We start from the raw sequence: 25,156 nt of genomic DNA on the forward strand, positions 1-25,156 counted from the left end.
AGCCTCTCCGCCTGTCCTGAGCCACACGAGGGGCCGGCCGGTCCTCTCGGGCGACTGCGCGCACTGTCGTCGGGCGTGTCGGGCTCGTCGCGGCGTCGTTGGCTTTCGCCACGCGCACAGGTTCCAAGGAATCGGCCGATGGGCGAGTATGGGACGCTCGCGATGCCGTCGTTGGTGCAGTCTGATCGCCCAGCGCAAAGTAGTTCACTACGTGAACGCCCGCGCGCAGGGCCACTGGTCTCCGCCAGGTGCGCTCGCCACGCCGAAGCTCGATGACGTACTCTCCCGGAGCCACCTGCACCTCGTAGGGCGTCTCCCCTCGACCAACGCCGTTCACCATGACCATGGCGCCGGCCGGTTCGGATTGCACGACAAGGGTGGCGACATCGGAAGTGCCCGGCAACGTGAAGAGCAGGAGCACGGCGGCGGCGGCAACGCCCAAGATTCCGACCCGCCGTCCGCGGCGCTTGACGGACGCACTGAATGCCACAGGCAGCGAAATAGTCGGTTTCGCGATGGCGCTCAGCGAGAAATGTCGCTCGGCCTGCGTGACTATCGCGGCGCCACCTGCATTGGAGCGTGAAGGAGCATCTAGGGCGAGTGCAGAGGCACTTGGTTCCGCAGGCTCGTGAACCGAGACGTCCGCAGCAGACGGTCGGGCGGTCTCCTCTTCGGAGTCGAACGGCTCTTCGGAATGGCTGCCACCAGCGGTGACTGGATTCGCGGCTGGGCCTGGCTGGGGCGCAGTCGGCTGAGGTCGCTTGCCCGGCAAGCCAGCGAGCGACGGATCGCCCGGCTGGCCTTCGCCAAGAACTCGAGCGACCTCGTCGTCTGGAGGCGGCCAGACCACGTTGGCCTGAATGCTTGGCGCAGCTCGGGTGCTAGTCGGCGTGGCGAAACGTCGATACAGGCCGATTCCGCGCGGATGAGGAGTGTCGGACATTGGCGTGCCCGACGTAGGGAAGCAAGAGCGCTGCCGGGACCAAATTCCAGAAATGCTGCGTGAAGTGGTTCTTCTTCGGTGCCTTGCCCGATGGATGAGACCCTAGAGGGTGACCTTGAGCAACCTCAGGCATAACTACCGGCCGACGGAATTTCCAGCAACGAGTAGGCCGCTCCCGGACGACACGTCTCCTCCTGCCCACCGGTTGTATTAGAAACGCGCCCCCATCCCGGAAGCGGCTTACTCGTTGCTGGTTCCGTCAGACCGTTCCACATCGCTGCACTCTTTAACAGCAAGAACAGATCCAGCGCCGAGCCGAAGGACGTTTCTGATATGTAACTGTATCTATGTCAACAAGTTGTGTATCATTGACCATCCACGGTTCTGGTGTCGCAGGCGGGACATTCCTGTCGGAGTCGACTTCGGGAAGAGCGAATGACGTAGGCTTATTGCTGCCGTCGTCTCGTGCCACACCCGACGTTTTATAGGTCGGGCGGAATGGCGTGGGTGTCGCGCGACAATCGAGCGCGTAGGCGCGACCTTTGGAGGTCCAGCGGGCAGATGGCCTGATTCGTGCTTTGGCGATAGAGTCTTTCGAGTACGGCTACAAGAGAGGTGTATATGCGAGCGAGCGTTCGTGGTCTATCGGTTACGGTGGGCTTAGCGCTCGGGATGATGGTGCCCACCGCCGCAACAGGTGCGCCCATCACCTTCTATGGTGCGGACGCGGTTGCCGGCCCCTCTGATCCCCGGCCCAACGCGGATGCAGCCGCGGCCTCGTTCGATGCGCTCCTCGACGGCTCGAGTTTCATCACTTTCGAAGAGCTGCCGGTGGGGAACTTCGGCACGTTGGAGGTGTTCCCCGGTGTGACGGTCACACTGACCAACACGGATGCCAATGTCGGCGCCGGCATCGCCAACGTCGACGAGCACGTCCCAGATGCGTTCGGCTACAACACGACTGCCGGCGGCCAAAATCATCTGCGCGTGGTGCCACCCTTCGCCTCGTTTCTCGGGGGCACCGTCACCTACTCGTTCGCCTCCCCCATCGACGCATTCGGCGCCTACCTCACCGACACAGATGCGCTTCTTCCGGGCCCCATTACAGTGACCTTCTTCGATGGCACCAACCGAGTCCTGAGTGTCCCGAAGCCAGTGCTGGGCGGTCCATCGTTCTTTGGCCTCACCGATTTCGATGCCGCGATCTCGAGCGTCAGCTTCCACACAGGGCCCACAGATCTCTTCCGCGACGTCTGGGGTATGGACGATGTGCGCTTTCGCACGGCGGCTTCGGTGCCTGTTCCCGAGCCTGGAACGATGGTACTGATGGGAGCCGGCCTGCTTGCGTTTGGGGCCCTCGCACGTAAGCGCATCTCTTAGGCCGGACCTTTAGTCGGGCCTAGTGGGCTGTAGCACGGCGCGCTCGGCGAGGCGGCCCTACCATCGACGGTGGTAGGGCCGCCTCGCCGAGGCGGCCGCACTAGGTGTTGACAATAGTCGTTATGAGGACTATCCTTCGAACATGAGTACGCGGCTGCAGGCCGAGCTGAAGCAGACCAAGCCCTTCGTCAGTGTCGAGGATGCCGTCTTCTTGAGCGCGTTGCGGACAGCGGATCATCTGCTGTGGGGTGAGATCGAAGTGTTGAAAGTGGCCGACCTCACGTTCCCTCAATACAACGTGCTGCGCATCCTGCGTGGCGCGGGGCCCAAAGGGCTCTCGTGCCGGGAGATCTCAGAGCGGATGGTGACCCGTGATCCTGATATGACGCGCCTGCTCGACCGGCTCGAGCGGCGCGGCCTGGTGGCTCGCCTGCGCGACGCAAAGGACCGGCGCGTCGTCCTGACCCGCGTCACGCCGGACGGGCTCAAGCTGCTGCGAACGCTGGACGCCCCGGTCGCCAAGGTGCAACGCCGTCAACTCGAGCACATGAGCCAGCGACAGCTGAGGACGCTGGTCGAGCTCTTGGATCTGGCACGCCAGGCTACGGGGTAGGGCGGGTTCGCCGACTCGTCCGCCGTAGCGCGGAGCGCGAAGGCGTGAACGCGCCGTCAGGGCGCCTCGGCGAGGTGTCCGCAAATATCTGTTACGAGGACTACCTTGTCAACGTCTAATAATCGAGTCGCCGAGGGAGGCATCATGAATCGCGGATGGGATCACAACGGCATCGATCATCGCACGGCGCCGTACGCGGCACTCGTGCTGCGCGTCGCGCTGGGCACGGTATCGGTTGCGCATGCGCTCTTGAAGCTCTTCGTCTTCACGCTGCCCGGCACGGCGGCGTTCTTCGCACAACACGGCTTTCCGGGCTGGACTGCTTACCCGGTCTTTGCCATCGAGCTCGTTGGCGGCCTGCTGCTCATTGCGGGCCTCTACACGCGAGCCGTCGCCGTCGCGCTCGTGCCGGTCCTCGCAGGCGCGTTCCTCGTGCACTGGCCGAACGGCTGGGCGTTCACGGCTCCAAACGGCGGCTGGGAGTATGTGGCGTTCCTGATCGCCAGCCTCGTGACGCAAGCGTTGCTCGGCGATGGAGCTTTCGCAACGTCATCGGTGTGGCGGCGGCAGGCGCATACGGCTGGGCGGTAGCCTACCGGGGGCTACACGACGCGAGATCGCCTGAGTGATGATTCACCCAGTTGGCCGTGGTCAATTCGCAAGCGGATCGGGACGCAGCTGGAACTTCAGCACCTTGCTCGTCGTTCCCTTACCGCCCTCCATGTGGAACGGTGCTCGTGTGCTGACGGTCGCCCAAAGGCCTTTGCCTTTCCAGCCGGCGCTCGGATCGTCGATCCGGCCATCCATCCATTTCGTGTAGAAGCCGAGAGGATACGGGACTCGAAGGACGACCCATTTGCCGTCCTTCAGTGCCAGCAGGCCTTCGGATGCGTTGCCGGTGTTGATGGGAGTGTTCTTACCGAGCCCGAACGTGTCGAATTGATCGACCCACGTGTAGTAGCTCGCCTCGGCGCTGCCTGACTGTTTCACGCCCCCGAGCTGCGGCAATGGCTCGGGATAGAGGGTCCAGCCCTCGGGACAGTGTTGGCCGGTCGCCTTCGGGCCGTTGAGCGATCCCTTGCACTTGCGACGGTCGAAGCTGGCGAGGTGCCCGCTTGCGAGAGGGGCCCAGACGACGCCGTTGCGATCGATGTCCATGCCGCGCGGCGAGAAACCTTGTACCTCCGCCTTCGGATTGTTCCACGGCAGCTCGTACACTTCCGCCAGGGCTGTTTCTGGCGGGTTCGTGCCAGGGTTCAGACGGATGACTTCCCCTGGGAAGCCGAGCACCGATCCCCAAACAGAGCCGTCCGGGGCAGGAGAGACCGCGTAGAAGGCGCCGTCGAACCGCGTATCCTTCGAGGGATCCAGCGGCTGATCTGGCTCCACGTACTCGTCTCGCTTGCCGTTGCCGTTGGTATCGATGATCAGAGCCGTCCAACCTTGAGACTTCATCTCGTCTTCGGTCTCGTCGAACATCTTCGTGTTCAGCCAGCCGACCACTTGGCCGCCTCCACTGGTCCACAGTGTGTTGTTGGCATCTTCGGCGAACATCAAATGGTGCGTGCCGAAGCATGTACTGATGTGCGTGAGCTTCTTCGTCTTCGGATCGTACACAGCAAGATGGCGGCTGGCTCGTTCGATCGGGAACAGCTTCGCAGACGGATGGCTCGATCCCTCCTGACAGACGTCCGGGTTGTCAGGGGGACGAACGGTCGATGTGATCCACACCCGCCCTTGCTCGTCGAGCATCGGGTTGTGGACGTTGTTCTTGCTGGTCCAGATTGCTTCCTCGCCCCAGTACGGTGAAGGCTGCGCCACGGCCGGCGGGGCCGCCGGCTCGGTGCGCGGATCGCGAACCGTCAGCGGTACCCGACCCGCCTCATGGCGCACCGGGTCCAGGACGGGCAGGTAGTCGGCGCTCACCTCGAGCGCTCCGTAGATCGGCCCGTTCGCGTTGACCGTTGGATCCCGCCGATCGGTTGACACCTCGTCGTGTAGGTATGCTTTCGGGTCCGCCCAGTCCCATTGGGTGATGACGACGTTGCGCTCCAGGCCCTCGGGCCGTGGCGGCGCCGGCGGCAGCTCGCCTGCGGCAATCCGATCGGTCCAGTCGGCGAACATCGTCAACGCTCGTTTGCCACCGAACCGGTGGAGCCCGCTGACCATGCTGCCGCCAGCCTGTCCAGATTGCAGCCGTCGTTCCCAAGCCGCCGCCGAGGACGCGAACACGCCAAGCTCGGAGGGAATTTCTCGTGTCGCTTTGTTGCCCAATTGATGGCAGGCGGTGCAGTTGCCAGACTTCAACATTCTCAGCCACTCGGCCTGGCTCTCGACGTCCGGCGAAATACCGCCATTCGTCGCTGACTCGCCCTGGAACTCCTCCTCGCCCGGCACCTGCATCAGCGACAACCAATAGCCGGCCGGATAGTACTGTGCGGCGGCCTGTTTGTCTGGCGCCACGACTGCCTGTAGGTTCAGGTCGTTCCCCGGTGTTGTGCGGACCTTCGGAGAATCTACCAGCCCGTAGCCGCGCACCCACACGCTGTAGCTCGCCTTCGGCAGATCGGGGATGAGGTAGCGCCCCTGGTCGTCGGTGACCACGATTTTCACGAACTTGGTGGGGAGGTCGGTGGTCTCCGCGATTACCCAGACGCCGGCTTCTGGCCCCTTCTCGCTCGTCACGACCCCGCCGAGATCGCTTCCATCTACGGACATCCCCTCACCGGCCGATTGGTACGCACCCATCCCGGTCAGCGCTCCCACCAGGACGGAGCCCGCCAGTAAGGCGCCCCCGGACAGCACCTGTGTCACTCTCATGGTTTTGCCTCTGGGCCGAGTGTACCATCGCCCGTCTGCAAGACAAACACCATGCCTGTGACGAGCCTGGCGCAGAGACCTTCTCGCCAGGAGATTTGCTGCCGTCCTGGCTATGTTATGAGACCGCGAATCTGATCGACCAACGGCTGCTCGTCACCTTGGAAGCTGGCAACCATAGCCGCCAGGAATGCTTTTGGATCGAACTGCTCGAGGGTGGCAGGACCTCGGAGACCTGGAATGTTCTTGAGGACGATCGTGCCGGCGTAGCAGTACGGGTCTTCGATGGCCTCGTACATCGCTCCATTCAGGCTAGTTTCCTACCGTACTTCCTCACGATTGCTCGACGGCGTTCGTGAGCAGAAAGACCTCGTTGGTCGAACTCTCGAAAATCCTCTTGTATTTCGGGGGAAAGGCGGATGCCTTCTACAGCGCTGATCTTGTCAAAGCTATCGCGACCGAGCGTAAAGGCTTGGGGCTTTCGTCGCTTTGCCGTTCGTGGCCGGCAGCGCTTGAGCTTCTTGAGAACCACTTTTGGAGCAACGATACCACAGGCGTCAGGTTGCCGGATTCACCCATCGTACCTTCTGGGCCGCGAGTCGCTACGACGCGCCCAACATTTAAACACTGAAGATGGCCGTGTTGGCACCGATGCCGAGCGCGAGCGTCAGAATCGCAACCGCCGTGAAGCCCGGCGTTCTACCCAGACTCCGGAGCGCGTACTGCACATCCCGTCGCGCCTCGTCCAACCACACGAACGACCGCTCGTCTCGATGGAGCTCCTTGGCTTGCTCAATCCCGCCCAATGCACGCCGCGCGGCAAGGCGCGCCTGCTCCGACGTCATGCCGCGACGTTGAAATTCCTCTTCCAGTAGCGCCGTATGCGAGGTGACCTCACGAGCGAGCTCCCGCTCGGCCCGCGCGGGACGGAACAGGTTCGACAACCTGCTGAAGAAACGCCGCAGACGCGACATGGCTACGACTCGCCGAGAAGCAGCTTGTCGACGAGACCCGCCAGGCGTCGCCAGCGTTCCGTGTGCTCGCCGAGCGCACGAAGTCCGGCCTTCGTGATGGCGTAGTATTTCGCCTCGCGGTTGTTCTCGGTCTTCTGCCACTTGCCCTTGATCCAGCCCTTCTGCTCGAGCCGCACCAAAGCGGGATACAGCGTGCCCTGGTTCAACATCAACGGATGCTCGGCGACCTGCTCGAGGCGCGCGGCCAATGCGTAGGCGTGCAGCGGCCCCATGGTGGCAAGGGCGCGCAAGACGATCAAATCGAGCGTTCCTTGAAGAAGCTCGACGCGTTCTCTCTGTGTGCTAGACATCCAAGTGGGCCTCAGTTGAGCAGATTGTCACAAGATCCGCTGGCCAGTCAAGTCGTTAGAATTGACCGGACGACAAGGCAGACTGCTGAGGAGACATGCGAGTTGCTGTGATCACGGGCGCTGCCCAGGGCATCGGGCGTCGCACGAGCGAAGTGCTGGCGGAGCAGGGCTATTCTCTAGCGCTGAACGACCTGCGGACACCCGCGGAAACGCTGGCAGCCGTCCGTGCCCGCGGCGCGGCGGCGCTCGAGCTCGTGGGAAACGTTGCCGACGAGGCCTTCGTCCCGCGATGCGTCGAAGCCGTGCAGAAGCGCTGGCATCGGGTGGACGTCCTGGTGAACAACGCTGGCATCAGCTTCATGGCACCAGCGGAGGCCACGGGAGCAGATGACTTCCGTCGCGTCATCGAGGTCAACCTCGTCGCGCCGTTCCTGCTTGCGAAGGCGTTCGGGGCCCTGATGCTCGAGCAGAAGTCTGGGAGCATCATCAACGTGGCGTCGGTGGCTGGACTGGTCGGCATCGCCGATCGCACAGCGTACAACGCTTCCAAGCACGGTCTAGTGGGCTTGACGCGCACGCTCGCCGCGGAATGGGGTGGGCACGGCGTACGCTGCAACGCCGTCTGTCCGGGGTGGGTGAAGACAGAGATGGACCGGGCCGACCAAGCCGGTGGTAGCTACACTGACGCAGACATCATCGGCCGCGTGCCGATGGCGCGCTTCGCCGCGCCAGACGACATCGCACTCGCGATCGCGTTCCTCGCCGATCCCGCCCAAAGTGGCTTCATCAACGGGCACGCGTTGGTCGTCGATGGCGGCTGGACGGCGGACGGGAGCTGGGAAACCCTACGGTTGAAACATCGCTAAGCGTATTTGTGATGAATTTGGTAGAGGAAGGCGACTTAGGTCGGGGTAACGCTTTCGGCGCGCGGTCCCTTGGGACCCTGTCCCTTCTCGAACGTCACAGATTGTCCCTCGTGCAAGGAATTGAACGACACGCCGTTGCACGCTGATTGGTGGAAAAAGTATTCGGTGCCATCCTCGGCCGCGACAAAGCCGAATCCCTTGTCGCTGACGAGACGCTTGATCGTACCCTTAGTGGATCCCATGCGAAAATGCTCCTGTCTAGAACGATGACGATACGCCGCGCCACATGCGCTGGTCGTTGGCTTTGATGAGTGGCTGCAACGGTCAGCCGGCCGGGCGGCCGGTTGTGCGACAGGACCCAGGAAAGCGCATCGGACAGTATAGCACGCTGCCTAGTTTTTGGGCGCGCCGTCGCGCGGCGCATCCGCGATTGCGGACGGAACCTGTGGGGCATAATAGCCCCTGCCTCGTTCAACTGCGCCTTCCAGCCGGCCCGCCTTCGAGCCGGCCCGCCTTCGAGCCGGGGCCGCGGCGGCGGATCCACGCCCTCGACCGCGCTCGGTCGGGGGTAAGTGGTCCGGTGCATAAATACGGCCACGCACCGAGGGCGCCGAGGCGCCCGGCCCGCAAGGCGCGAGGAGGAAGAATACCGGGAGTATGTGACCGACGAGCAACGCCGCGGGCCGGGATGCATCGGCGGCCGAATGCGGCCGTATTTGTGCACCGGACCAGTAAGTTCGGCTCGGTGGCTCGGAGATGCCCATGACTTGCACGCCTGCTGTCCTGGCCGGAGCGTCAATCGCGCTCTTCGTCTCTTTCACGGCGCTCGCCGCGGCAGCGCGGCCGCAGCGAGCTGTTTCCGACCTCGATGAGCGGGTCCAGGCGTTCCTCGATGGCCACGCCAACAGCTGGCAGGACCTGAACGTGCCGGAAGCGGACGGCCGCAGGCTGCACGATCTGATTCTCGAGCATCGATACAAGCGAGCGCTGGAAATTGGCACGTCGACCGGCCACTCTGGGATCTGGATCGCCTGGGCGCTGAGCAAGACGGGTGGCAAGCTGGTGACCATCGAGATCGACGAACAGCGGCATCGGACCGCGCTCGCCAATTTCAAAGAAGCGGGATTGTCGGACTACATCGATGCCAGGCTGGGTGACGCGCACGAGATCGTCCCCGAGCTCGAGGGCCCCTTTGACTTTGTCTTCTCCGACGCCGACAAGGAGTGGTACACGAAGTATCTCGTCGCTGTCCTGCCGAAGCTCGCCGTCGGTGGCTGCTTCACCGCGCACAATGTGAGCCAGCGGCAGCGCGGCATTGCGGAGTTTCTCGACTACCTGAATCAGGTGCCGAACCTCGACACCACGATCGACCGGTCGAGCTCGGCTGGGTTGTCGATCAGCTACAAGCGACGCGAACGTTAGGCCGCGGCCCGCAAGAACCCTTGAGAACCGGCACTTGACGCATTCGAGTCAAGTTTCGGGGCTCGCAAGTGAACGTCGTGGGGCGCGACCGTTAGGCCGCGGCCCGCAAGAACCTGCCCACCTCGACGCCCTCGTCATTCACGAGCACCACGTTCTCCGGCGCGTTGTTGTACTGGCGCTGCCGCGTATCGTTGCGAAAGGCCACGGAATAATGCACCTGATCATTCCAGCGCACGGTACGAAACCTTCCCTTGACGAGGTCGTATTCGTGCACCGAGATCGGCCGCTCTGGACGCAGCCGCGCCGCGTTCTTGGCGACGGCATCTCCCTCGATCGGTAGGCCGCATGCCACTGCCTTCGCGAACATCCAGTTGAGCGCGATGGTCGACAAGCCCGGATTCTTGTTGCCACCACCTACATCCGAGTGCACACCGCGGAACCAGACCTCGAAGAGCCGGCCTTCCTGCATCGCGTCCGCAACCTTCGCCTCGAGGCGATGCAGCCTGAAGGTGTGGCGACGCTCGTCCAGCGCCAACGCGTGAAAGCATTTGACGACATTGTCTGGGAGATCGAGGTCCCACCCGATGTTGAGCCGAACGCTAGGCAAGCCGAACGACGGCACCGTGTCCCACAGGCCCAGGAAGCGGATCCGAGGCGCAGCAGTGCCCGTGAGCTGCTCGCCTTCCTGCTCGACCGCGTTGGCGAAGTGGAGGGCGAGCGCCGCGCCGCGGCTGAAACCAATGACGTCCAACTGTGTATCGCCCGAGCGGGCGTGGGAGCGAACATGCTCCAGCATCTTCTTGACGCGGCTGCGTCCTCCGGCGCCAGTGATTCCTCCGGCGATCTTGCCCACGTTCCCGAAGCGGGTGCCGACGCCAGCGAGGTAGAACTTCGCGCCCTGGTACGCCTCGCAGAACTTTCGGACGTTCGTGTCTCGCTCGGCACCCGGCTTGTCGGAGTTCCAGGTTCCATCGAAGGCATAGAGAGCCATCGCTCCTCCTTCCGTCTCTACAAGAAACGACGAGCGAGCCAGAACCGTACGCCGACGGCGCTGACACGTTCCGCCCCGCGGCCATCGTTCAACGATCGACGCTGGCCCCGCACGAGCTGGGGCATCATCGTGGATCACACCCTCAGCCACAACCGCCGCCGATGCAGCCACCAGAGGATGACGAAGAGGACGGCGAGGTTCGCAAGGGCAAACAGCAGCGAGGAGTTGTAGGGCGAGGCCAGCGGTACGAACGCGCGCTGATAGATCAACGTGCCCAGCGACGGGGCGGCTTCTCCACCCCCGATGTGGATGATCGACAAGGTGTCCGCCAATAGCCCCGACAGCACGTACAGCACCAGCGCGTTCCGACCGAGAATCACGAACGGCCTCGTCCAGATGCGCCAACCCCTTACGTCGATCAGCCAGAGACACGCCCCAAGGAACATCGCCGCGAGACCAGCCGTGAGCAGCACGTACGAGCCGGTCCACAACGGCTTGTTGATCGGGAGCCAGAGATCCCAGAGCGAGCCCATCACCAAGAGCCCAGCGCCCGCCACCAGGAACCCGCCGCTCCGACCTGCCACCGACCGAGGGGCGCGCAGCCAGAACCCACCGAGCACGCCCAGCAGCGTCGTGCCGATCGCAGGAAGCGTGCTCACCAAGCCCTCGGGATCGTAGGCAGGGCGATAGATGTGTCCAGCCAGGAGCGCTCGATCGATGCGCGCAGCAACATTACCCTCGAGCGACAGATCACCGGTCGTCCCGAAGGAGCCCGGCACCATCACCATTACCGCCCAATATCCAAGGAGGAGCCCGACCACGGCCAGCGCCATGTTCCGGGCTATCGCTCCTCTGTTGCGTTCTGGCCGCTCGAAGCCTTGAAGCTTCAGTAGAGCCGCCGCCGCACCGTAGCAGAGCCCGATACGCTGCAACACGCCTGGCCACCGCAGGTGCGCGAGGTCGAAGCGAGGATAGGCGTTCAGGAACAGGCCGATTCCAATCAACAGGAGTGTCCGCCGTAAGATGCCGGTCCAGCTGGCTGTCTTCCGCGACAACGTGATGGAGACCCCAACCATGAACAAGAAGAAGGGAAAGACGAGATCGGTAGGCGTCCAGCCGTGCCAAGGTGCGTGCAGCAGCGGCGGGTACACGTGGCCCCAGTCACCAGGATTGTTCACGACGACCATCGCCGCCATCGTCAGCCCGCGAAAGACGTCCAGTGCGACCAGCCGTTCCCCACCGGGCGTGGTCAACCGGTGTGACGCAGCTCGACTTGAATCCTTTCGCGCGCGAGCCTTTCCTTCTCCCGCGGAGCGGTCTGTCCCGGAAGGCGCATTCAGCGGTGGAGCCATGGTGCAGAGCATACATTCAGTCGCCTTCGGGTTCCGGCGGCTGGGTCCTTCGTTTCAGTAGAGTAGGCCTCCGGGACGCGTCAGGCGGTGTCGATCCTGATTTGTCGATCCGGTGGCCCCTCGTTCGACGTGAATACAGAGGCTGGTAGAGCGCGTTCGCCGAACCGCGAGGGTAGGGCGCGCTCGCCGAGCGCGCCGGGCAGCGAGCACCCGGGCACTGCGGACACGGCCGCCTCGGCGAGGCGGCGCTACCTAGCCCTAAACTGCTACATCCAGAAGGAGATATCACAATGAGGTTCATGCTACTCGTCAAGGCCAACAAGGACAGCGAAGCGGGCGTTCCCCCGAGTCAGGAGCTCTTGGCGGCGATGATGAAGTACAACGAAGAGCTGGTAAAGGCCGGTGTGATGCTCGCGGGCGAAGGGCTGCAGCCGAGCTCGAAGGGCGCGCGCGTCAAGTTCTCGGGCGCCAAACGTACCGTGATCGACGGACCATTCGCGGAGGCAAAGGAGCTCGTCGCCGGCTTCTGGCTGATTCAGGTGAAGTCGAAGGAGGAGGCGATCGAATGGGTCAAGCGCGTTCCAAACCCCACGGGCGAGGAGTCCGAGATCGAGATTCGCCAAGTGTTCGAGGCAGACGACTTCCCCACGCTCACACCCGAGCTGAAGGAACAGGAACAGCGGCTTCGCCAGCAGGTGGAAGGCAAACAAATCCCTAGGTAGGGCGCGTTCGCCGAACGCGCCGTCCGGACGCCTCGGCGAGGCGTCCCTACCTAAGGGCTAACGGAAACCGAGGCGGCGCTTCACCGGAACCGATGGAAGCCACGGTGCCGCGAAGCGCCGGCTCACTCGTCCCTACCGTTAGGCAAACGGGTTCTCGTCGGCGCTCGGACCGTAAATCGAGGGAATGGGAACGCCGAGCGCGCGCAGGTACACGGTCAACTGACCGCGGTGGTGGTACCAATGGTTGAGCATGACCGATCGCAGGAATGCCACGCGTGGAACGGCAAACAGCTCCTGCTCGCCCCGCATCAGCCGCCACGTCGCCATCAACGCGGCATCGTCCATTCCACCGAGCAGCCGTTTTGCCTTGGTGATGCTCTGGTCGAGCGCCGGTATCAACTCCGACGCGCTCTCGGGGTCCGGATCCGTGAACTGGGGCACCTGGGCCGGTGATTGATTACGGTGCCGGCGAACGTTGCACTGCCCGAGGGCCTCGTGGAGCAGCGCATCGCGGCGGGTCGCTATGCGTGCACTGTGCACATAGGGCCCTACGAACAGTTGGACGCCGCCTGGGCGCGCTTCATGGGCGAGTGGCTGCCCGCGAGCGGACATCGCCTCGGTGCGGAAGCGAGCTACGAAATCTATCGGAACGACCCAACGAAAGTTCCCAAAGATCAGCTCCGCACCGACATGTACATTTCCATCGCATAGATCGCGAGATCGAGAAGACAGAGGAAGGGCAGAAGGTACCCGGTACCTTCGAAAAAGGAGCGGGTACCTTTTCTTACCGGTTTGCCGCCATCCGCGAGCGCGCGCGCGCTTCCTGCTCTCGGATCTCTGGCGTAACCTCCGGACCAAAGTCCGACGCCTCGTGCAGCAGGCGAATCTCACTCTCTCCGTCGCCTGCCACTTTGAGGAAGCGCTTGGTCCACTCGACCGCCTCTTCCTTGGACTGGACCTGGATCACGGCATAGCCGCCGATGATCTCTTTCGTCTCGGTGAACGGACCGTCGGTGACGGTGAAGTTCTCATCAGAAAGTCGGATTCGCGAGCCTCTGGCGCTCGGGTGGCAGCCACCTGTCTCGAGCAGCACGCCGGCCTTTGTCATTTCTTCGATGAGGTTCCCCATCTGGACCATGTGCTCCTGCGTAGGGGGACGACCCTCCTCTGCAGCGGGCTTGTACAAACAGATGAATCGCATTTTGTCTGGTGTCCTTTCGGTTTCTCGTTGGCGGTGAGGTCCCCGCCAGGCGTCGTTCCGGCTGGAATCCGCACTCTACCAACACGTCGAATGACAGGAGGCGAGATCGACAAGCTCGGCAATTATTTCTTAGGCCGCCTCGCCGAGGCGGCCGTAGCGGCGTCGGTGTATCGTCAGCAGTAGGTGTTATGGACGCTGAAACAAATCGCGAGAAGTGGGAGTGGAGCGCAGAGGAGATCCGGCGGATTGGCTATCGCGTCGTCGATATGATTGCCGAGCATCTGACGACCCTCCCGAGCAGGGATGTATTCCGTCCCTTCCCGGAGGCACTGGCTGCGCGCTATCTGGACGGCTCGTCGTGGCCGGAATCGGGCCAGAGCGCAGACGATCTGCTGACGGCGTTTCAGCAGGAGATCGAGCCGTTTCCTCTTGGCAATGGCCATCCCCGCTTCTACGCCTGGGTGAACTCACCGCCGGCAGTAATGGGCGTCTTTGGCGAGGCACTCGCGGCAGCGATGAACCCGAGCTGCGCCGGAGGCAATCATGCTGGCATCTACGTCGAACGACAGGTCATTCACTGGTTCAGGCGTCTGCTCGGCTTTCCCGATGGCAGCATGGGGCTGCTCGTCAGCGGCGGATCGATGGCCGCGCTGACGGCGCTCGCCGTCGCACGTCATGCCAAGTGCGGCTTCGACGTGCGCGCCACAGGTGTGCAGGCCACGCCGTCCCGGCTCCTCTTCTACAAGTCCGGCGAAGGGCACGGATGCAATCAAAAAGCGATAGAGCTGCTCGGCATCGGCAGCGACAATCTCCGCATCGTCGAGCAGGACGAGGCGCAGCGCATGAAGCCCTCAGCGCTCGACGCGGCGATTCGGCGTGACGTGAAGGACGGGAATCGGCCGGTCGCGGTCATCGCCAGCGCGGGAACGGTAAACACGGGCCTCATCGATCCGCTCGATGAAATCGCTGACGTTTGTGAGCGGCACGGGGTCTGGCTCCACGTGGACGGCGCGTACGGCGCTCCGGCGATCCTGAGCAGCCGCCACGGTCGCGAATTGAGCGCCCTCGCGCGGGCAGACAGCGTTGCGCTCGATCCACACAAGTGGCTCTGTGTGCCGGTCGAAGCCGGGCTCGTGCTCGTGCGTGATGGCGAGATGATGCGTGCGGCATTCAGCCTCGTTCCACCCTACCTTCGCACGGACGGCAGCCCGACGGGCGTAGGCGGGCTGCCGTGGTTCAGTGAGTATGGCTTTCAACAGACGAGAGGCTTTCGAGCCCTCAAGGTCTGGATGGCGCTGAGGTACCACGGGGTCGAGGGCTACCGCCGTGCCATCAACGGGAATATCGCGCTGGCCGAGCAGCTCGCCGCGGCGATGAGGGAGGAGCCGGAGCTCGAGGTACGCGAGCCGCAAAGCCTGAGCGTCGTTTGCTTCCGTTACGTGCCGCGAGGGTTGCGCAAGGAGCAGGACGCGGATGCGCTCGACAATCTGAACAAGACGCTGCTGGAGCGGCTGCAACTCGGCGGCCAAGTATTCCTCTCGAGCACCGTCATGCGGAGCACGTTCTGGTTACGAGCCTGCATCATCCATCCGCGGACGTCAGAAGCAGATATCCGCTCGCTGGTCGAAATCGTCAAGACGACCGGCCTCCAGCTGTATCGGTGATCAAAGTGCTGTTACTGTCACCACTCGATAGGGCGCCGGTCGCGGAAGAATCGTCCCGTCGGACCGTTGTCCGGTAGCGTGGCGAGCCACACGGTTGTGTCGACGCCCTGCTCGACGGACCGAGGTGCGGCGGGGCCGCCCATGTCGGTTCGCACCCAACCGGGATCGACGGCATTCGCGAGGACACCGCGACTACTGTAGGTTTGCGCGAGGATGCGCGTGAAGGCGTTCAGCGCCGCCTTCGAAATCGAGTACGCCGGCGCGTAGGTGGACATGCTCGCGAGCTGGCCGGCGCCGGACGATACGTTGACGATTCGTCCGTAGCCGTTCGCCGCCATCGGAGGCACGAACAGGCGGCAGACCTCGATCACGCCGAACAGATTCGTCTCGAAGGTCCGCAAGAGCTCGTCGGCGGGAATCGAGAGCACGGCAGTGCTCTCGGAAAACAGCACAGCCGCGTTGTTCACGAGAACATCCACAGCGCCGTAGCGCTTCACGGCCACCCGATGAGCGGCCTCGATGCTGGCGCGGTCGGTGACGTCCATCCGCACCACGATTGCGCTCCCTGCGGCAAGGTCGAGCCCTCGTCGTGCCCGCTCGGTTGCATCTTCGTCCCGGCCGGTCATTACTACCCGCATGCCGCGCCCCAGCAGTTGGCGGCATGTCTCCAATCCGAGTCCGCGATTTGCGCCGGTCACGAGCGCCACACGCGCATTGGCTGTGCTCATCTCGATCACCCACGATCACGGCTCCGACGATGTTCATCAATGGTGGAACCGTGGCTCGTTGAGCGGCTCAGCTTCGCTCGTAAAACGGCGGGGGCTCGACGCCCAGCGCGCGGAGGTACACGTAGCCCTGGCCGCGGTGATGAATCTCGTTGTCGATGACGTAGAGGATGAGATTGTACAGCGTGTCCGTGTACTGCCCGAACGCCGTGATGGTCTCGGCAAATCCCTCCGGAGGGATCTGCGGCCAGAGAGCGTTCAGTTGCTCCGTACTCTCATCCCAGAGTTGGAGCACTTCCTGTTTCGGCCGCGAATCGCGGCTGCTCGGCGCGTTCCAGTCGCCGGTGACCGCGCCGCGGACCATCGGTCCAGCCATGCTGAGCATCTCCATCGCGAGCCCGCCAAAGGGACGCATCCCGCCCAAGGAGAAGCTGAAGAGCTTGTCGTTGGGAAAGGCATCGATGACGCGCCTGGTGAGCCGGCGATGCCCCTGCCAGTGCGCGAGCAGGGCGTCGGGCGTGATGAAGGGTATCGATTCAGTGGGCACGAGACCTCCTGTGTGCGCCCATTATCCTTCGTCTTGGCTGCGAAGGAGTCAGTCGGCACGAAGGCTCACCAGACAGGGCTTGATTTTGATTACTCAAATTTTATACTATGTGTATTCAAAATGTCTGATGGCGAGGCGTCAAAACCTACGCGCAGGCACCGTTGATTCAGGAGGATGTATTGCGTGGCGTCACAACGTGGATAGGGCTGGCTCTCGCCGGTGCGATGTCGATTGGCGCTGCTGCTGCAGCTGCGCAGCCACCACCTGTGGGATCCAGTCGTCCCTTCGAGATCCTCGACAACTCGTTTCTCGTTGAAGAGGCGTTCAATCAAGAGCCTGGAGTGTTTCAGAACATCGTGGGTTTCAGACGCACGGCGGACGAGTGGGAGCTCGCCTTCACGCAGGAGTGGCCGATCGGAAGTCAGGCACACCAGCTCTCGTTCACGATCCCTGCCGTCGGACAATCGACCGAGAATGGCATCGGTGACGTGTTCCTCCACTACCGATTTCAGCTAACCAATGAGGCGCCTGGGCGGCCAGCGATCTCGCCGCGCTTGAGCCTGATTCTACCGACGGGCAACGACGATACCGGACTTGGGGCGGGGCGGGCTGGCGTGCAGGTCAACCTGCCGTTCAGCCAGCAGGCCGGCGATCTCTACTTTCACTGGAACGCCGGGCTCACCTATCAAGAGCAGAACCGTGCAAGTCGTGGGACCGTGGAGGACGCGAGTGGGTTCACACCGCATCTCGCGGCGAGCGCCATTTGGCGTGTGAAGCCGATGGCCCATCTGATGCTCGAGACCACGGCAGAGTTTCCGGACGAGCTCGATGAGCGGACCTCGCAGGCAGAGCGTAGCGCATCTTGGACCGTCGCACCTGGACTGAGGGGTGGATGGAACCTCGGCGACACACAGATCATCATCGGCGTTGCCGTACCGGTGGTGCTGAACGACGACCGTACCGACGTCAGCGGTCTCGTGTACTTCTCGTATGAGTTGCCCTTCACGCGAGGGGGCTGAACAGCTTTCTGGATCCGCTGACAATGCGGCCGTATTTATGCTCCGGGCCACTTGGTTGGCCGCGGGCGGTAGTGGCGTCCTCGTCCCGACACCAGGCGTGGGTCCAGCCTCCGTCGCCGGCGCGACCGTCGCGCGCGTGCGAGAGATGAGACTCATATCGAGGACTGTCAACGATCGATTGGCATTCCAAAAGGACCAATGTTCACGCCTTCTACTGGGCCAATTTAGAGTAGAGGCAGCCCCAAGCCGGGCCACTCGGTGACCAACTACAGACTCTTGGCGAGCGCGACCAGTTGTTCGAGCGCTTTCCCCCAACCGTCCTGAAATCCCATTTCGTCGTGCCGTCTGCGGTCCTCCTCGTCCCCGTGCATCGCCAGCGCGGTGTACTTCGTGCCGCCGTTCCCATGCGGCGCCAGCGTGATGACCGCCGTGAACGACGGGACCTCGCTCGTCCGGTTGGATGGCCGGTAGCCCGGTCCCAGCGCGACCGTCCACACCAGCTTTTCGTTCTCGATCACCTCGAGATAACAGCCGACGTGAGGATACTGCTGTCCCTCCGGAGAGCGCATGACCGTGCGAAAGATGCCGCCGGGGTGAAGATCGATCTCGCAATCCACCGTTGTCCACGGGGCAGGAGTGAACCACTTCTTGATGTGATCCGGAGTAGTCCAGGCGGCCCAGACGAGCTCTCTCGGGACGTCGACGATGCGTTCCAACACGAGATCCAGCTTTGGGTTGGGTTCGTAAGGCGTTGGACGAGTCACTGCGTCTGCTCCTTTAGGTGATTGAGGTAGCTGTCCAGTTGATCGAGACGGCGCTCCCAGATCGCGCGCTGCCTCGCCATCCATTGCTCGGCACGCTTCAGCGGCTGCGGCACGAGCCGATACGTTCGGACACGTCCCGTCTTGTGGGACCGAACCAGTCCGCAGCTCTCGAGCACGTGGAGGTGTTGAGAGAACGACGGCAATGCCATCTTGAAGGGCCGCGCCAGCTCGCTGACCGGGGCAGGCCCGCTGCCCAGCCGTTCGAGGACAGCCCGCCTGGTCGGGTCGGTCAGGGCTTGAAAGACGCGACTGAGCTGATGGGATTGGTTAGGCATACGCCTAACTTTACGGGGCGGGCAATGGTTAGGTCAAGACCTCTCTTCTTGCTGGAGAAGCTGGGGCGGCCGCGGCGCTAAGAGTTTTTTTGGGGATACGTTCATCTATGTATAGTCGAGTGCTACACGATAGACAGGACAGGGTCGGCGCCCGAGGCGTGGCCGGTCGATCAGGTGGCGCTCGCACGCTCCGCAGCCTGACGCACGCGCCAGGCTTGCCACAGGTGACGTCGCTCGTGCGCGGCGATAACGTGCAGGCCTGTCGCCAGGCTGAATCGAACACCGCGAACAAACGGGTTGGGGAAGCGCACTCCAGCGAGGTCTATATCCGAGTACCGCCGCAGAAACGTACGCACATCGTCCTGCGATGCGACGAACCGACCGGCCGCATCGTCGAGCGGAGGCGAGACGCGTGGTCGAATACTCTGCGGCGCCTTCTGTCTGAATTTGGGCTTCACGGGTGGTTCGAGCGTGCGGACAAACCAGCTGCCGATCAGTCCCGGTCGTGCAGGTCGACGTCGCCGTCGGCCTTGCGCGAGCGCATGCTCGGCCGCTGGCTGCATCGCGTGCAGGTATACGCGGTTGGCGACAGCCAGATGATCAAGGCATTCCGCGACGCTCCACGAGCTGGCATCGGCGCGCCAAGCGCCCACCTCCTCGGTTAGACCAGCCACGAGCGCACGCGCGTCGCGCTCCGTGGCGTTCAACGCATCTTCCAGCGCCACGATGTCCGCTCGGTCGCCGTGCATACCTCCATATCCTAGGGTACGGAAGGTGGGGTTGTCCTTGACAGGACGCGGTCCGGTCGATCCGCGCCTCTACCCTCATCGTCATCGGCGACAGGGACATCGTCAGGCCGGAGCACGCGCTCGAGCTGACGCGCCTGATCCCTCGTGCACGATTGTTAATCGTGCCGGGCGGACACGGGGACTATCTCGGTGAAGCCGTGATGGCGCAGGACGACACCCACTATCCCGAGCTGATGGCACGGCTGATCGAGGCGTTTCTCGCGATGCCGTAAGTCGCGAATGCGAGGGGTTGTGGGGTCTGTGAGAGATGTGAACAATCAGGCACACAGTTCAGATATGTACAGTCTAGTGCTACACTATAGCGCGGACACGATAGAAGGCACAGCCAAACGCGCTCAGCGACGGCCTGCACCGTGCCTGCGCACCGCTCACGCCGAGTAGTGGGCGAGGCGTGTGTGGCCGACGCGCCCTCATAACGGAGCTGATCATGCTGCAACAACGCCGTATCGCTCGGATTGTCACCGTCCCTCCACTTACGCCAGGATTCGTCGGGCACGGTCACCTCGCTGCGCAAGTTGTGTCACCCGAGGACTTCGTGCTCAACGATCCGTTCATCATGCTCGCCGATGACCACCTCGACATCGCGGATCGCACTGTGGGCGAGCCGCACCCACACGCGGGATTCGAAACCGTGACGCTCGTCCTCGACGGCGCCATCTACGATCGTGACGAGGGCGGTATCATCAGGGCCGGCGAAGTCCAGTGGATGACGGCTGGCCGCGGTATCATCCACGGCGAGAACATCGTGACGAAGGGTCACGTCCGCCTGCTCCAGTTGTGGCTGACCTTACCAAAGGATCGGCGATGGACGACACCAGCGTTTCAGGACATTCACACCGACGCGGTTCCGGTCCGTCGTGAACATGGCGTGGAGGTGCGCGTCTATAGCGGTGCGTCCGGAAGCTACCAGTCGACCACGCGCAATCATGTCCCCGTCACGATGACGGAGGTCGCTATGGAGGCGCACACGTCTGTCGATCAGGACATTCCATCGTCCTTCAACGGATTCGTATACGTCCTCCGCGGCTCGGTCCGAATTGGGGAGAACACTGCGCTCCTCAGGGCTGGTCAGGTCGGGTGGCTCGATCGTCCCGAGGGCGAGGGCACGAGTCTGCTTCGCGTGGTTGCTGGCGAGGAAGGTGCGCGCCTCGTGCTGTATGCCGGCCAGCCTCAGCGCGACCCAATCGTCTCCCACGGGCCCTTCATCGGGGACTCGAAGGATGATATCGTCCGGCTCTACACCGAGTATCGCAGCGGGCGATTCGGGCGGATGAGCGATCTCGCACGTGTGGCGCGCATCACATGATCGTGAGACCCGGGATCAGGTGACACACGAATCCTGCACGATGTCGTGTGTCGCGCGTACGAGGCGGAGCGCATGACCGTCCACCGGGATCAGCGCCGGTCGCGTGCCTGTCCCCCGGTACAGCGAATGCAAATCCTGGCGTGCGGCATCGCGTCCAACCGGGCAACCGCGATCGGCTCGTCGCACCGCTGGCAGCGCCCGTAAGTCCCTTCATCCATCGCATCGAGCGCCTGCTCAACCAGCATACGCTCCTGCTCGTAGCGACGAATCAGCTCGGCCGACATCTGCTGCTGCTGCAACGCATCCTGGCGGGTGAGGCGGCCAATGGCCTTGTCTGGCGAGACCGGCTGATCGGCCCGTCGTCCTTCCTCGATCAAGCTCGTTAGCTCGGTCCGGCGCTGCTCCAATCGGCGACGGAATGCCGCCAACGCTGACGCCTCAAGCGCGGTGGTCATCGCAATCCTCCAGACGCAGGGTACGAGAGCGAGATCCCGGACGCTCGACCAGGAGCCACCCGGATCCAGTACTGAGCAACACGGACTATGGTCTCTGTTGCTCGTGACCAAAATGGATCGCGTGTGAGACGGCCACGCATCACGGCTGAATCAGTCGCGTCGGCTCGCCAGCGAACGTCAGGGTGAGCTTGTGCATGGCGCGGGTGCAGGCGACGTAGAGCAGGTTGCGATCCATGGACGTGTTGTAGTTCTGATCAGTCACATCGGGAACGATGACCTGGTCGAATTCCAGCCCCTTCGCCATGTGCGCGGTGCAGACGATGACCCCCCGCGCGAAGGACGTACTCTCTGCCGTCAACAGATGCACGTCATATCCTGCGTTGTTGATCGCTTCGTACAGCCGCGCCGCCTGCTTCTGCGTCTTGCAGATGATGCCGGCGGTGCCGTACCGCGAGCTGGCGAGCTCGCCAACCAGTTGGCTCACGTGATTGAGCTCCTCTGACGCGTTCTTGCACCTCAAGACCTCCGGCGTTTCGCCGTGACGCTCGATCGCGACCAGATCCGGGTTGGGCGAGATGCGTTGGGCGAACTGCGTGATTTCGTAGGTGGACCGGTAGCTCTTGCACAGATTCACGCACGCGGCCTGCGTGAACACCCGCTGGATGTCCTCCGCCTTCGATGAGCTGTAGGGGTTCACGGATTGGTTCGTGTCGCCAAGGATGGTCTTCTTGCAGGGGAACAACCTGGCGATCACGGCGTACTGCACCGGCGTGTAATCCTGCATCTCGTCGATCAGCAGATGCTTGACGTCCCTGCGCAAGGCGTCGATCCCCTCCAGGCGAAGTTTCAGATAGATCAGCGGGAAGACGTCCGCGTATTCGAGCGTCGCGTTCTTCGCCATTTTGAAGAGCTCCGGCGCCCCTATCCAGGCGAAGAGGTTCTTGTACGTGGCGCGCAAGCTTGACTGCTGATACATCTTCCTGACTGCCTTCTTCAGCTCGGTTCTTTCTTGGCTCCTCAGGTCGTGGTTGTGATGAAGCCCAATCCGGTGCTCGATCGCGCTGACCACACTGCCCAGACGCGCCGCGGCCGTGGCGCTGCGATGCCTTCTGAACGTCCTCTCGATGAACGCGGCCGGCACCCGGTGACCACCGAGCCACAGGTCCTCCGGCTGAAAGTAGCGCCGCTCCACATGATCGGCGTACTCGTTGAGCGTCTCGAGAAACTCCGGAGACGACTTGACCTCGATCCGCCGCCTCATGCCTGCGTCGCTGTTCTCGAGGAGTAGGGCTGTCTGCTCGATGAATGTCTGGAATCGGTGCTTCTGGCCCAGTAGTTCCCGGGCGAGTGTCTCCATCCCGATTTCGCCGATCGACTCTTCTCCCAACTCCGGCAACACGGTCGAGATGTAGTCGGCGAACACCCTGTTCGGGGAGATGATCAGGATGTCTTTCGATGTCAGGCGATCCTTGAACCGGTACAACAGAAAGGCGATCCGGTGGAGCGCAATCGAGGTCTTTCCGGAGCCCGCCACGCCCTGAATGATCAGCACCTGCGCGTCCTCGTTGCGGATGATGGCATTCTGGTCGCGCTGGATGGTGGCGACGATCTGCTTCATCCCGTCGCCGGAGGCGCGGCTCAACTCCTCCTGCAGGACATCGTCGACGATGGTGAGCGCGGTCTCCAGCATGAGCTCCAGCTGCCCATCGCGAATCCTGAACTGGCGCTTGAGCACCATCTCTCCTCTGATGCTGCCCGAGGGAGATTCGTAATGTGCCGGACCGGTCTCATGGTCGTAGAACATCGTCGAGATCGGCGCGCGCCAGTCATAGACGCAGGTGCGCGTGTCACGATCGTCGCTGAAGTGATGAACGCCGACATAGATCGCGTCGGGCTGCGCTCGGCCTTCCTGGATGAAATCGAAGCGGCCGAAGTACGGCGACCGCAGAAGCTTCTGGAGGCGTGTCCTGTGGGCGAGGGCGGCCTCTCCCGTCATGACCGTCTGATGGATTGATTCGCGGGTGAAAGCCTTTTCGACGCGGTCCATGTCGGCTCTGCTCTCCCACAGATAGGTCTTTTCCTCCTGGATCTCCCGTGAGTAGCGCTTCAACCTGGCGTCGATGTTCTGCAGCGCCTGACGCAGTCGGTCTGTCACCTGGGCGAGATGCTCTCGCTCTTCGGTCTCTGGTGCCTTCATCTTGGCGTCGTTGGATGTTACGTGCTCGATCTCTAGAGAAGGCCGTGTCTCGGGGCAGAACGATCTTCGAGCCGGAACGGCCCCTCAACGCCCCTTGAGGGCTCTGCGCAGGTTGTCGGCCAGCGATCCCAGCGAGGCCGTAGGCGCGGCGTCCGGCCTCGCGGCGTACTCGCGCAGTTCCGCCTGCTCCCGCCGCTCTGCCACCGCCTTCTTGCTGAGACGAATGCGGCGGCCCGCCGGATCGACCTCGAGCACCACGACCTCCACCTCGCTGCCGATCGGGAACGCTTTTCGGATGTCCACGTCGCGCTCCACGCCCGTTTCGGCGAGCGGCATCAAGCCAGTGCGCCCCGGCGACAGGAACACGAACACGCCGAACTTCTCGTGACGCTCCACCTTGCCGGTCACGATCGCACCGGGCACAATCGCACCCTGCGACGACGCGGCGCCGGCGGCCCGCGCGGACCCTTCTTCTACGAGCGCGATGCCCATGCGCTTCTGCGCAGTGTCGATGCTCAGGATCTCGAACGCCCCGGTCATGCCCACGGCCACCGACTTGGCCCAGCCGCCAGGGCGCCCCGTGGGGGCAAATGTGGAGGCGTGCGCCAACGCTTCGATACCCGGCTCCAGCTCCACGAAGGCGCCGAACTCCGCCACGCGCGTGACACGGCCGGTGCGCACCTGGCCCACCTCGTAGGTGGTGGCCACCGTCGTCCAGGGATCGTCCAGGAGCTGCTTCAACCCGAGCGAGATCCTCTGCGCGGCATCGTCCACGCGCAGCACCTTCACGGTGATCTGCTCACCGGGCGCGACGATATCGTTGGGATTGGCAACGCGCGACCAGCCCATTTCGGACACATGGAGCAAGCCCTGGATGCCACCGCCAAGGTCCACGAAGGCGCCAAAGTCCAGCACCGATGCGACCCGTCCGGTGAGCACCGCGCCTGGCACGATGGACTTGCGTACGTCCGCGGCGCTGGCGCGCTGCTCCTCCTCGAGGTGCTTGCGCCGGGAGACCACGATGTTCTTCCCGCCGTCCTTGTACTCGATGATGCGGAACGTGTAGAGCTGCCCTTCGTGCGCCGCCGGGTCCGCGGTGCGGACAATGTCGATCTGCGAGAGCGGACAGAACGCGCGCTCGCGGGCGATGCGCACCTCGTAGCCGCCCTTCACGACTTTCTCCACCTTGCCTTCCACGGCGAGGCCGGCCTGGAACGCATCCTGGAGCTCCCGCTGCGTGGCGGCGTTGCGCACGCCCCTACGCGAGAGCACGATACCGCCACGCGTGGAGACGACGATCGCCTGGATGGGATCGCCGACCGACACCTCGACGTCGCCGTCGGCGTCCTTCAGTTCCGCGAGGTCGATCTGGGCCTCACCCTTCCCGCCCACGTTGACAAAGGCCACCTCCGGCCCGAAGGCGACAATGGTGCCCTCGATGGTCTGGCCCCGATCGAACTGGCGGGCATTGACGGACGCTTCGAACATCGCGGCGAAATCTTCTTCTTGCTCGCTCACTGCTTACTCCTCGGAACTGAGACGCTACTGGGCTAGGCCCACCGGCGCGAAGAAACCGAGCCTCGGGCAATGACATCACGCCATCAGATGTATAGCATCATGGCATGAGGACGACTTGACGCGCGACGACGATGTCACCGCAGGTGGAGACATGCTGCAACCAACTCCGCAGTCGTGTGCTCTACT

Annotated in this window: 29 protein-coding genes; 10 read left to right on the forward strand and 19 right to left on the reverse strand. The window is 63.2% G+C overall.

Annotated elements, in window-relative coordinates:
• Positions 1-943: PEGA domain-containing protein (locus GEV06_22965; GenBank protein MPZ20743.1), on the reverse strand; the 943-nt coding region annotated here is incomplete at its 3' end.
• A gap of 621 nt (positions 944-1,564) precedes the next feature.
• Here GEV06_22965 and GEV06_22970 point away from each other — a divergent pair.
• From GEV06_22970 to GEV06_22980, 3 genes are all read left to right on the forward strand, one after another.
• On the forward strand, positions 1,565-2,323 hold the full coding sequence (locus GEV06_22970; GenBank protein ID MPZ20744.1) for a PEP-CTERM sorting domain-containing protein: 759 nt from the start codon (positions 1,565-1,567) through the stop codon (positions 2,321-2,323).
• A gap of 142 nt (positions 2,324-2,465) precedes the next feature.
• A complete protein-coding gene (locus tag GEV06_22975; GenBank protein ID MPZ20745.1) occupies positions 2,466-2,936 on the forward strand; it encodes a MarR family transcriptional regulator in 471 nt (156 codons plus the stop codon).
• Positions 2,937-3,080: 144 nt separating this feature from the next.
• A complete protein-coding gene (locus tag GEV06_22980; GenBank protein MPZ20746.1) occupies positions 3,081-3,527 on the forward strand; it encodes a DoxX family membrane protein in 447 nt (148 codons plus the stop codon).
• A 60-nt stretch (positions 3,528-3,587) separates the two neighbouring features.
• On the opposite strand, the gene GEV06_22985 is transcribed toward GEV06_22980, so the two are convergent.
• The 5 genes from GEV06_22985 to GEV06_23005 all read right to left on the reverse strand — a co-directional run bounded on the left by GEV06_22985 (position 3,588) and on the right by GEV06_23005 (position 7,077).
• Positions 3,588-5,756, reverse strand: coding sequence for a carboxypeptidase regulatory-like domain-containing protein (locus GEV06_22985; protein ID MPZ20747.1), 2,169 nt, complete (start codon positions 5,754-5,756; stop codon positions 3,588-3,590).
• Positions 5,757-5,866: 110 nt separating this feature from the next.
• Positions 5,867-6,052 (reverse strand): hypothetical protein, encoded by a 186-nt coding sequence (locus GEV06_22990; GenBank protein MPZ20748.1) that lies wholly within the window; start codon positions 6,050-6,052, stop codon positions 5,867-5,869.
• 8 nt (positions 6,053-6,060) lie between these two features.
• Positions 6,061-6,285, reverse strand: coding sequence for a hypothetical protein (locus tag GEV06_22995; GenBank protein MPZ20749.1), 225 nt, complete (start codon positions 6,283-6,285; stop codon positions 6,061-6,063).
• 88 nt (positions 6,286-6,373) lie between these two features.
• Complete coding sequence (locus tag GEV06_23000) at positions 6,374-6,727, reverse strand: hypothetical protein (GenBank protein MPZ20750.1); 354 nt, start codon at positions 6,725-6,727, stop codon at positions 6,374-6,376.
• 2 nt (positions 6,728-6,729) lie between these two features.
• The gene (locus GEV06_23005; GenBank protein ID MPZ20751.1) at positions 6,730-7,077 is read right to left on the reverse strand and encodes a PadR family transcriptional regulator; all 348 of its coding nucleotides are present in this window, start codon (positions 7,075-7,077) and stop codon (positions 6,730-6,732) included.
• Between the two features lie 95 nt (positions 7,078-7,172).
• Here GEV06_23005 and GEV06_23010 point away from each other — a divergent pair, with 95 nt between their 5' ends.
• Complete coding sequence (locus tag GEV06_23010) at positions 7,173-7,943, forward strand: SDR family oxidoreductase (protein ID MPZ20752.1); 771 nt, start codon at positions 7,173-7,175, stop codon at positions 7,941-7,943.
• Between the two features lie 35 nt (positions 7,944-7,978).
• On the opposite strand, the gene GEV06_23015 is transcribed toward GEV06_23010, so the two are convergent.
• The gene (locus GEV06_23015) at positions 7,979-8,185 is read right to left on the reverse strand and encodes a cold shock domain-containing protein (GenBank protein ID MPZ20753.1); all 207 of its coding nucleotides are present in this window, start codon (positions 8,183-8,185) and stop codon (positions 7,979-7,981) included.
• A gap of 520 nt (positions 8,186-8,705) precedes the next feature.
• On the opposite strand from GEV06_23015, the gene GEV06_23020 reads away from it, so the two are divergent.
• Positions 8,706-9,365, forward strand: a complete 660-nt coding sequence (locus GEV06_23020; GenBank protein MPZ20754.1) for a methyltransferase — start codon at positions 8,706-8,708, stop codon at positions 9,363-9,365.
• 91 nt (positions 9,366-9,456) lie between these two features.
• Here GEV06_23020 and GEV06_23025 read toward each other — a convergent pair whose 3' ends face one another.
• Together GEV06_23025 and GEV06_23030 are read right to left on the reverse strand one after the other, a co-directional pair.
• A complete protein-coding gene (locus GEV06_23025; GenBank protein MPZ20755.1) occupies positions 9,457-10,356 on the reverse strand; it encodes a fructose-bisphosphate aldolase in 900 nt (299 codons plus the stop codon).
• A gap of 134 nt (positions 10,357-10,490) precedes the next feature.
• On the reverse strand, positions 10,491-11,720 hold the full coding sequence (locus GEV06_23030) for a DUF1624 domain-containing protein (GenBank protein ID MPZ20756.1): 1,230 nt from the start codon (positions 11,718-11,720) through the stop codon (positions 10,491-10,493).
• Positions 11,721-11,998: 278 nt separating this feature from the next.
• Here GEV06_23030 and GEV06_23035 point away from each other — a divergent pair, with 278 nt between their 5' ends.
• Positions 11,999-12,430: a YciI family protein gene (locus GEV06_23035; protein MPZ20757.1), complete on the forward strand. Its 432-nt coding sequence runs from the start codon at positions 11,999-12,001 to the stop codon at positions 12,428-12,430.
• 138 nt (positions 12,431-12,568) lie between these two features.
• Here the strand turns inward: GEV06_23035 and GEV06_23040 are convergent, their stop codons facing one another.
• Positions 12,569-12,775 (reverse strand): hypothetical protein, encoded by a 207-nt coding sequence (locus GEV06_23040; protein MPZ20758.1) that lies wholly within the window; start codon positions 12,773-12,775, stop codon positions 12,569-12,571.
• 108 nt (positions 12,776-12,883) lie between these two features.
• Here GEV06_23040 and GEV06_23045 point away from each other — a divergent pair, with 108 nt between their 5' ends.
• Complete coding sequence (locus GEV06_23045) at positions 12,884-13,141, forward strand: hypothetical protein (protein MPZ20759.1); 258 nt, start codon at positions 12,884-12,886, stop codon at positions 13,139-13,141.
• A gap of 73 nt (positions 13,142-13,214) precedes the next feature.
• Here GEV06_23045 and GEV06_23050 read toward each other — a convergent pair whose 3' ends face one another.
• Positions 13,215-13,631 (reverse strand): hypothetical protein, encoded by a 417-nt coding sequence (locus GEV06_23050; protein MPZ20760.1) that lies wholly within the window; start codon positions 13,629-13,631, stop codon positions 13,215-13,217.
• Positions 13,632-13,819: 188 nt separating this feature from the next.
• On the opposite strand from GEV06_23050, the gene GEV06_23055 reads away from it, so the two are divergent.
• Positions 13,820-15,295, forward strand: a complete 1,476-nt coding sequence (locus GEV06_23055) for an aminotransferase class V-fold PLP-dependent enzyme (GenBank protein ID MPZ20761.1) — start codon at positions 13,820-13,822, stop codon at positions 15,293-15,295.
• A gap of 17 nt (positions 15,296-15,312) precedes the next feature.
• On the opposite strand, the gene GEV06_23060 is transcribed toward GEV06_23055, so the two are convergent.
• Positions 15,313-16,023: an SDR family NAD(P)-dependent oxidoreductase gene (locus GEV06_23060; protein ID MPZ20762.1), complete on the reverse strand. Its 711-nt coding sequence runs from the start codon at positions 16,021-16,023 to the stop codon at positions 15,313-15,315.
• A 67-nt stretch (positions 16,024-16,090) separates the two neighbouring features.
• Positions 16,091-16,552, reverse strand: coding sequence for a damage-inducible protein DinB (locus GEV06_23065; protein MPZ20763.1), 462 nt, complete (start codon positions 16,550-16,552; stop codon positions 16,091-16,093).
• Positions 16,553-16,746: 194 nt separating this feature from the next.
• On the opposite strand from GEV06_23065, the gene GEV06_23070 reads away from it, so the two are divergent.
• The gene (locus tag GEV06_23070; protein ID MPZ20764.1) at positions 16,747-17,586 is read left to right on the forward strand and encodes a hypothetical protein; all 840 of its coding nucleotides are present in this window, start codon (positions 16,747-16,749) and stop codon (positions 17,584-17,586) included.
• A 266-nt stretch (positions 17,587-17,852) separates the two neighbouring features.
• Here the strand turns inward: GEV06_23070 and GEV06_23075 are convergent, their stop codons facing one another.
• From GEV06_23075 to GEV06_23085, 3 genes are all read right to left on the reverse strand, one after another.
• Positions 17,853-18,434 (reverse strand): polyketide cyclase, encoded by a 582-nt coding sequence (locus GEV06_23075; protein ID MPZ20765.1) that lies wholly within the window; start codon positions 18,432-18,434, stop codon positions 17,853-17,855.
• Positions 18,347-18,685, reverse strand: a complete 339-nt coding sequence (locus GEV06_23080) for a metalloregulator ArsR/SmtB family transcription factor (GenBank protein ID MPZ20766.1) — start codon at positions 18,683-18,685, stop codon at positions 18,347-18,349. The genes GEV06_23075 and GEV06_23080 overlap by 88 nt, the downstream gene beginning before the upstream one ends.
• 170 nt (positions 18,686-18,855) lie before the next feature.
• Positions 18,856-19,434 carry a DUF664 domain-containing protein gene (locus tag GEV06_23085; protein ID MPZ20767.1) on the reverse strand — a complete coding sequence of 193 codons (579 nt, stop codon included), beginning with the start codon at positions 19,432-19,434 and terminating at the stop codon, positions 18,856-18,858.
• A 487-nt stretch (positions 19,435-19,921) separates the two neighbouring features.
• On the opposite strand from GEV06_23085, the gene GEV06_23090 reads away from it, so the two are divergent.
• Positions 19,922-20,800, forward strand: a complete 879-nt coding sequence (locus tag GEV06_23090) for a pirin family protein (GenBank protein ID MPZ20768.1) — start codon at positions 19,922-19,924, stop codon at positions 20,798-20,800.
• 89 nt (positions 20,801-20,889) lie between these two features.
• On the opposite strand, the gene GEV06_23095 is transcribed toward GEV06_23090, so the two are convergent.
• The 3 genes from GEV06_23095 to GEV06_23105 all read right to left on the reverse strand — a co-directional run bounded on the left by GEV06_23095 (position 20,890) and on the right by GEV06_23105 (position 24,970).
• Positions 20,890-21,255: a TraR/DksA family transcriptional regulator gene (locus GEV06_23095; GenBank protein MPZ20769.1), complete on the reverse strand. Its 366-nt coding sequence runs from the start codon at positions 21,253-21,255 to the stop codon at positions 20,890-20,892.
• A gap of 139 nt (positions 21,256-21,394) precedes the next feature.
• Positions 21,395-23,452 carry an AAA family ATPase gene (locus GEV06_23100; protein ID MPZ20770.1) on the reverse strand — a complete coding sequence of 686 codons (2,058 nt, stop codon included), beginning with the start codon at positions 23,450-23,452 and terminating at the stop codon, positions 21,395-21,397.
• Between the two features lie 84 nt (positions 23,453-23,536).
• On the reverse strand, positions 23,537-24,970 hold the full coding sequence (locus GEV06_23105; protein ID MPZ20771.1) for a S1 RNA-binding domain-containing protein: 1,434 nt from the start codon (positions 24,968-24,970) through the stop codon (positions 23,537-23,539).
• Between the last annotated feature and the right edge of the window lie 186 nt (positions 24,971-25,156).

Origin of the sequence: Luteitalea sp., assembly GCA_009377605.1 — a bacterium.
In the GTDB taxonomy this organism is placed as follows: Bacteria; Acidobacteriota; Vicinamibacteria; order Vicinamibacterales; family Vicinamibacteraceae; genus WHTT01.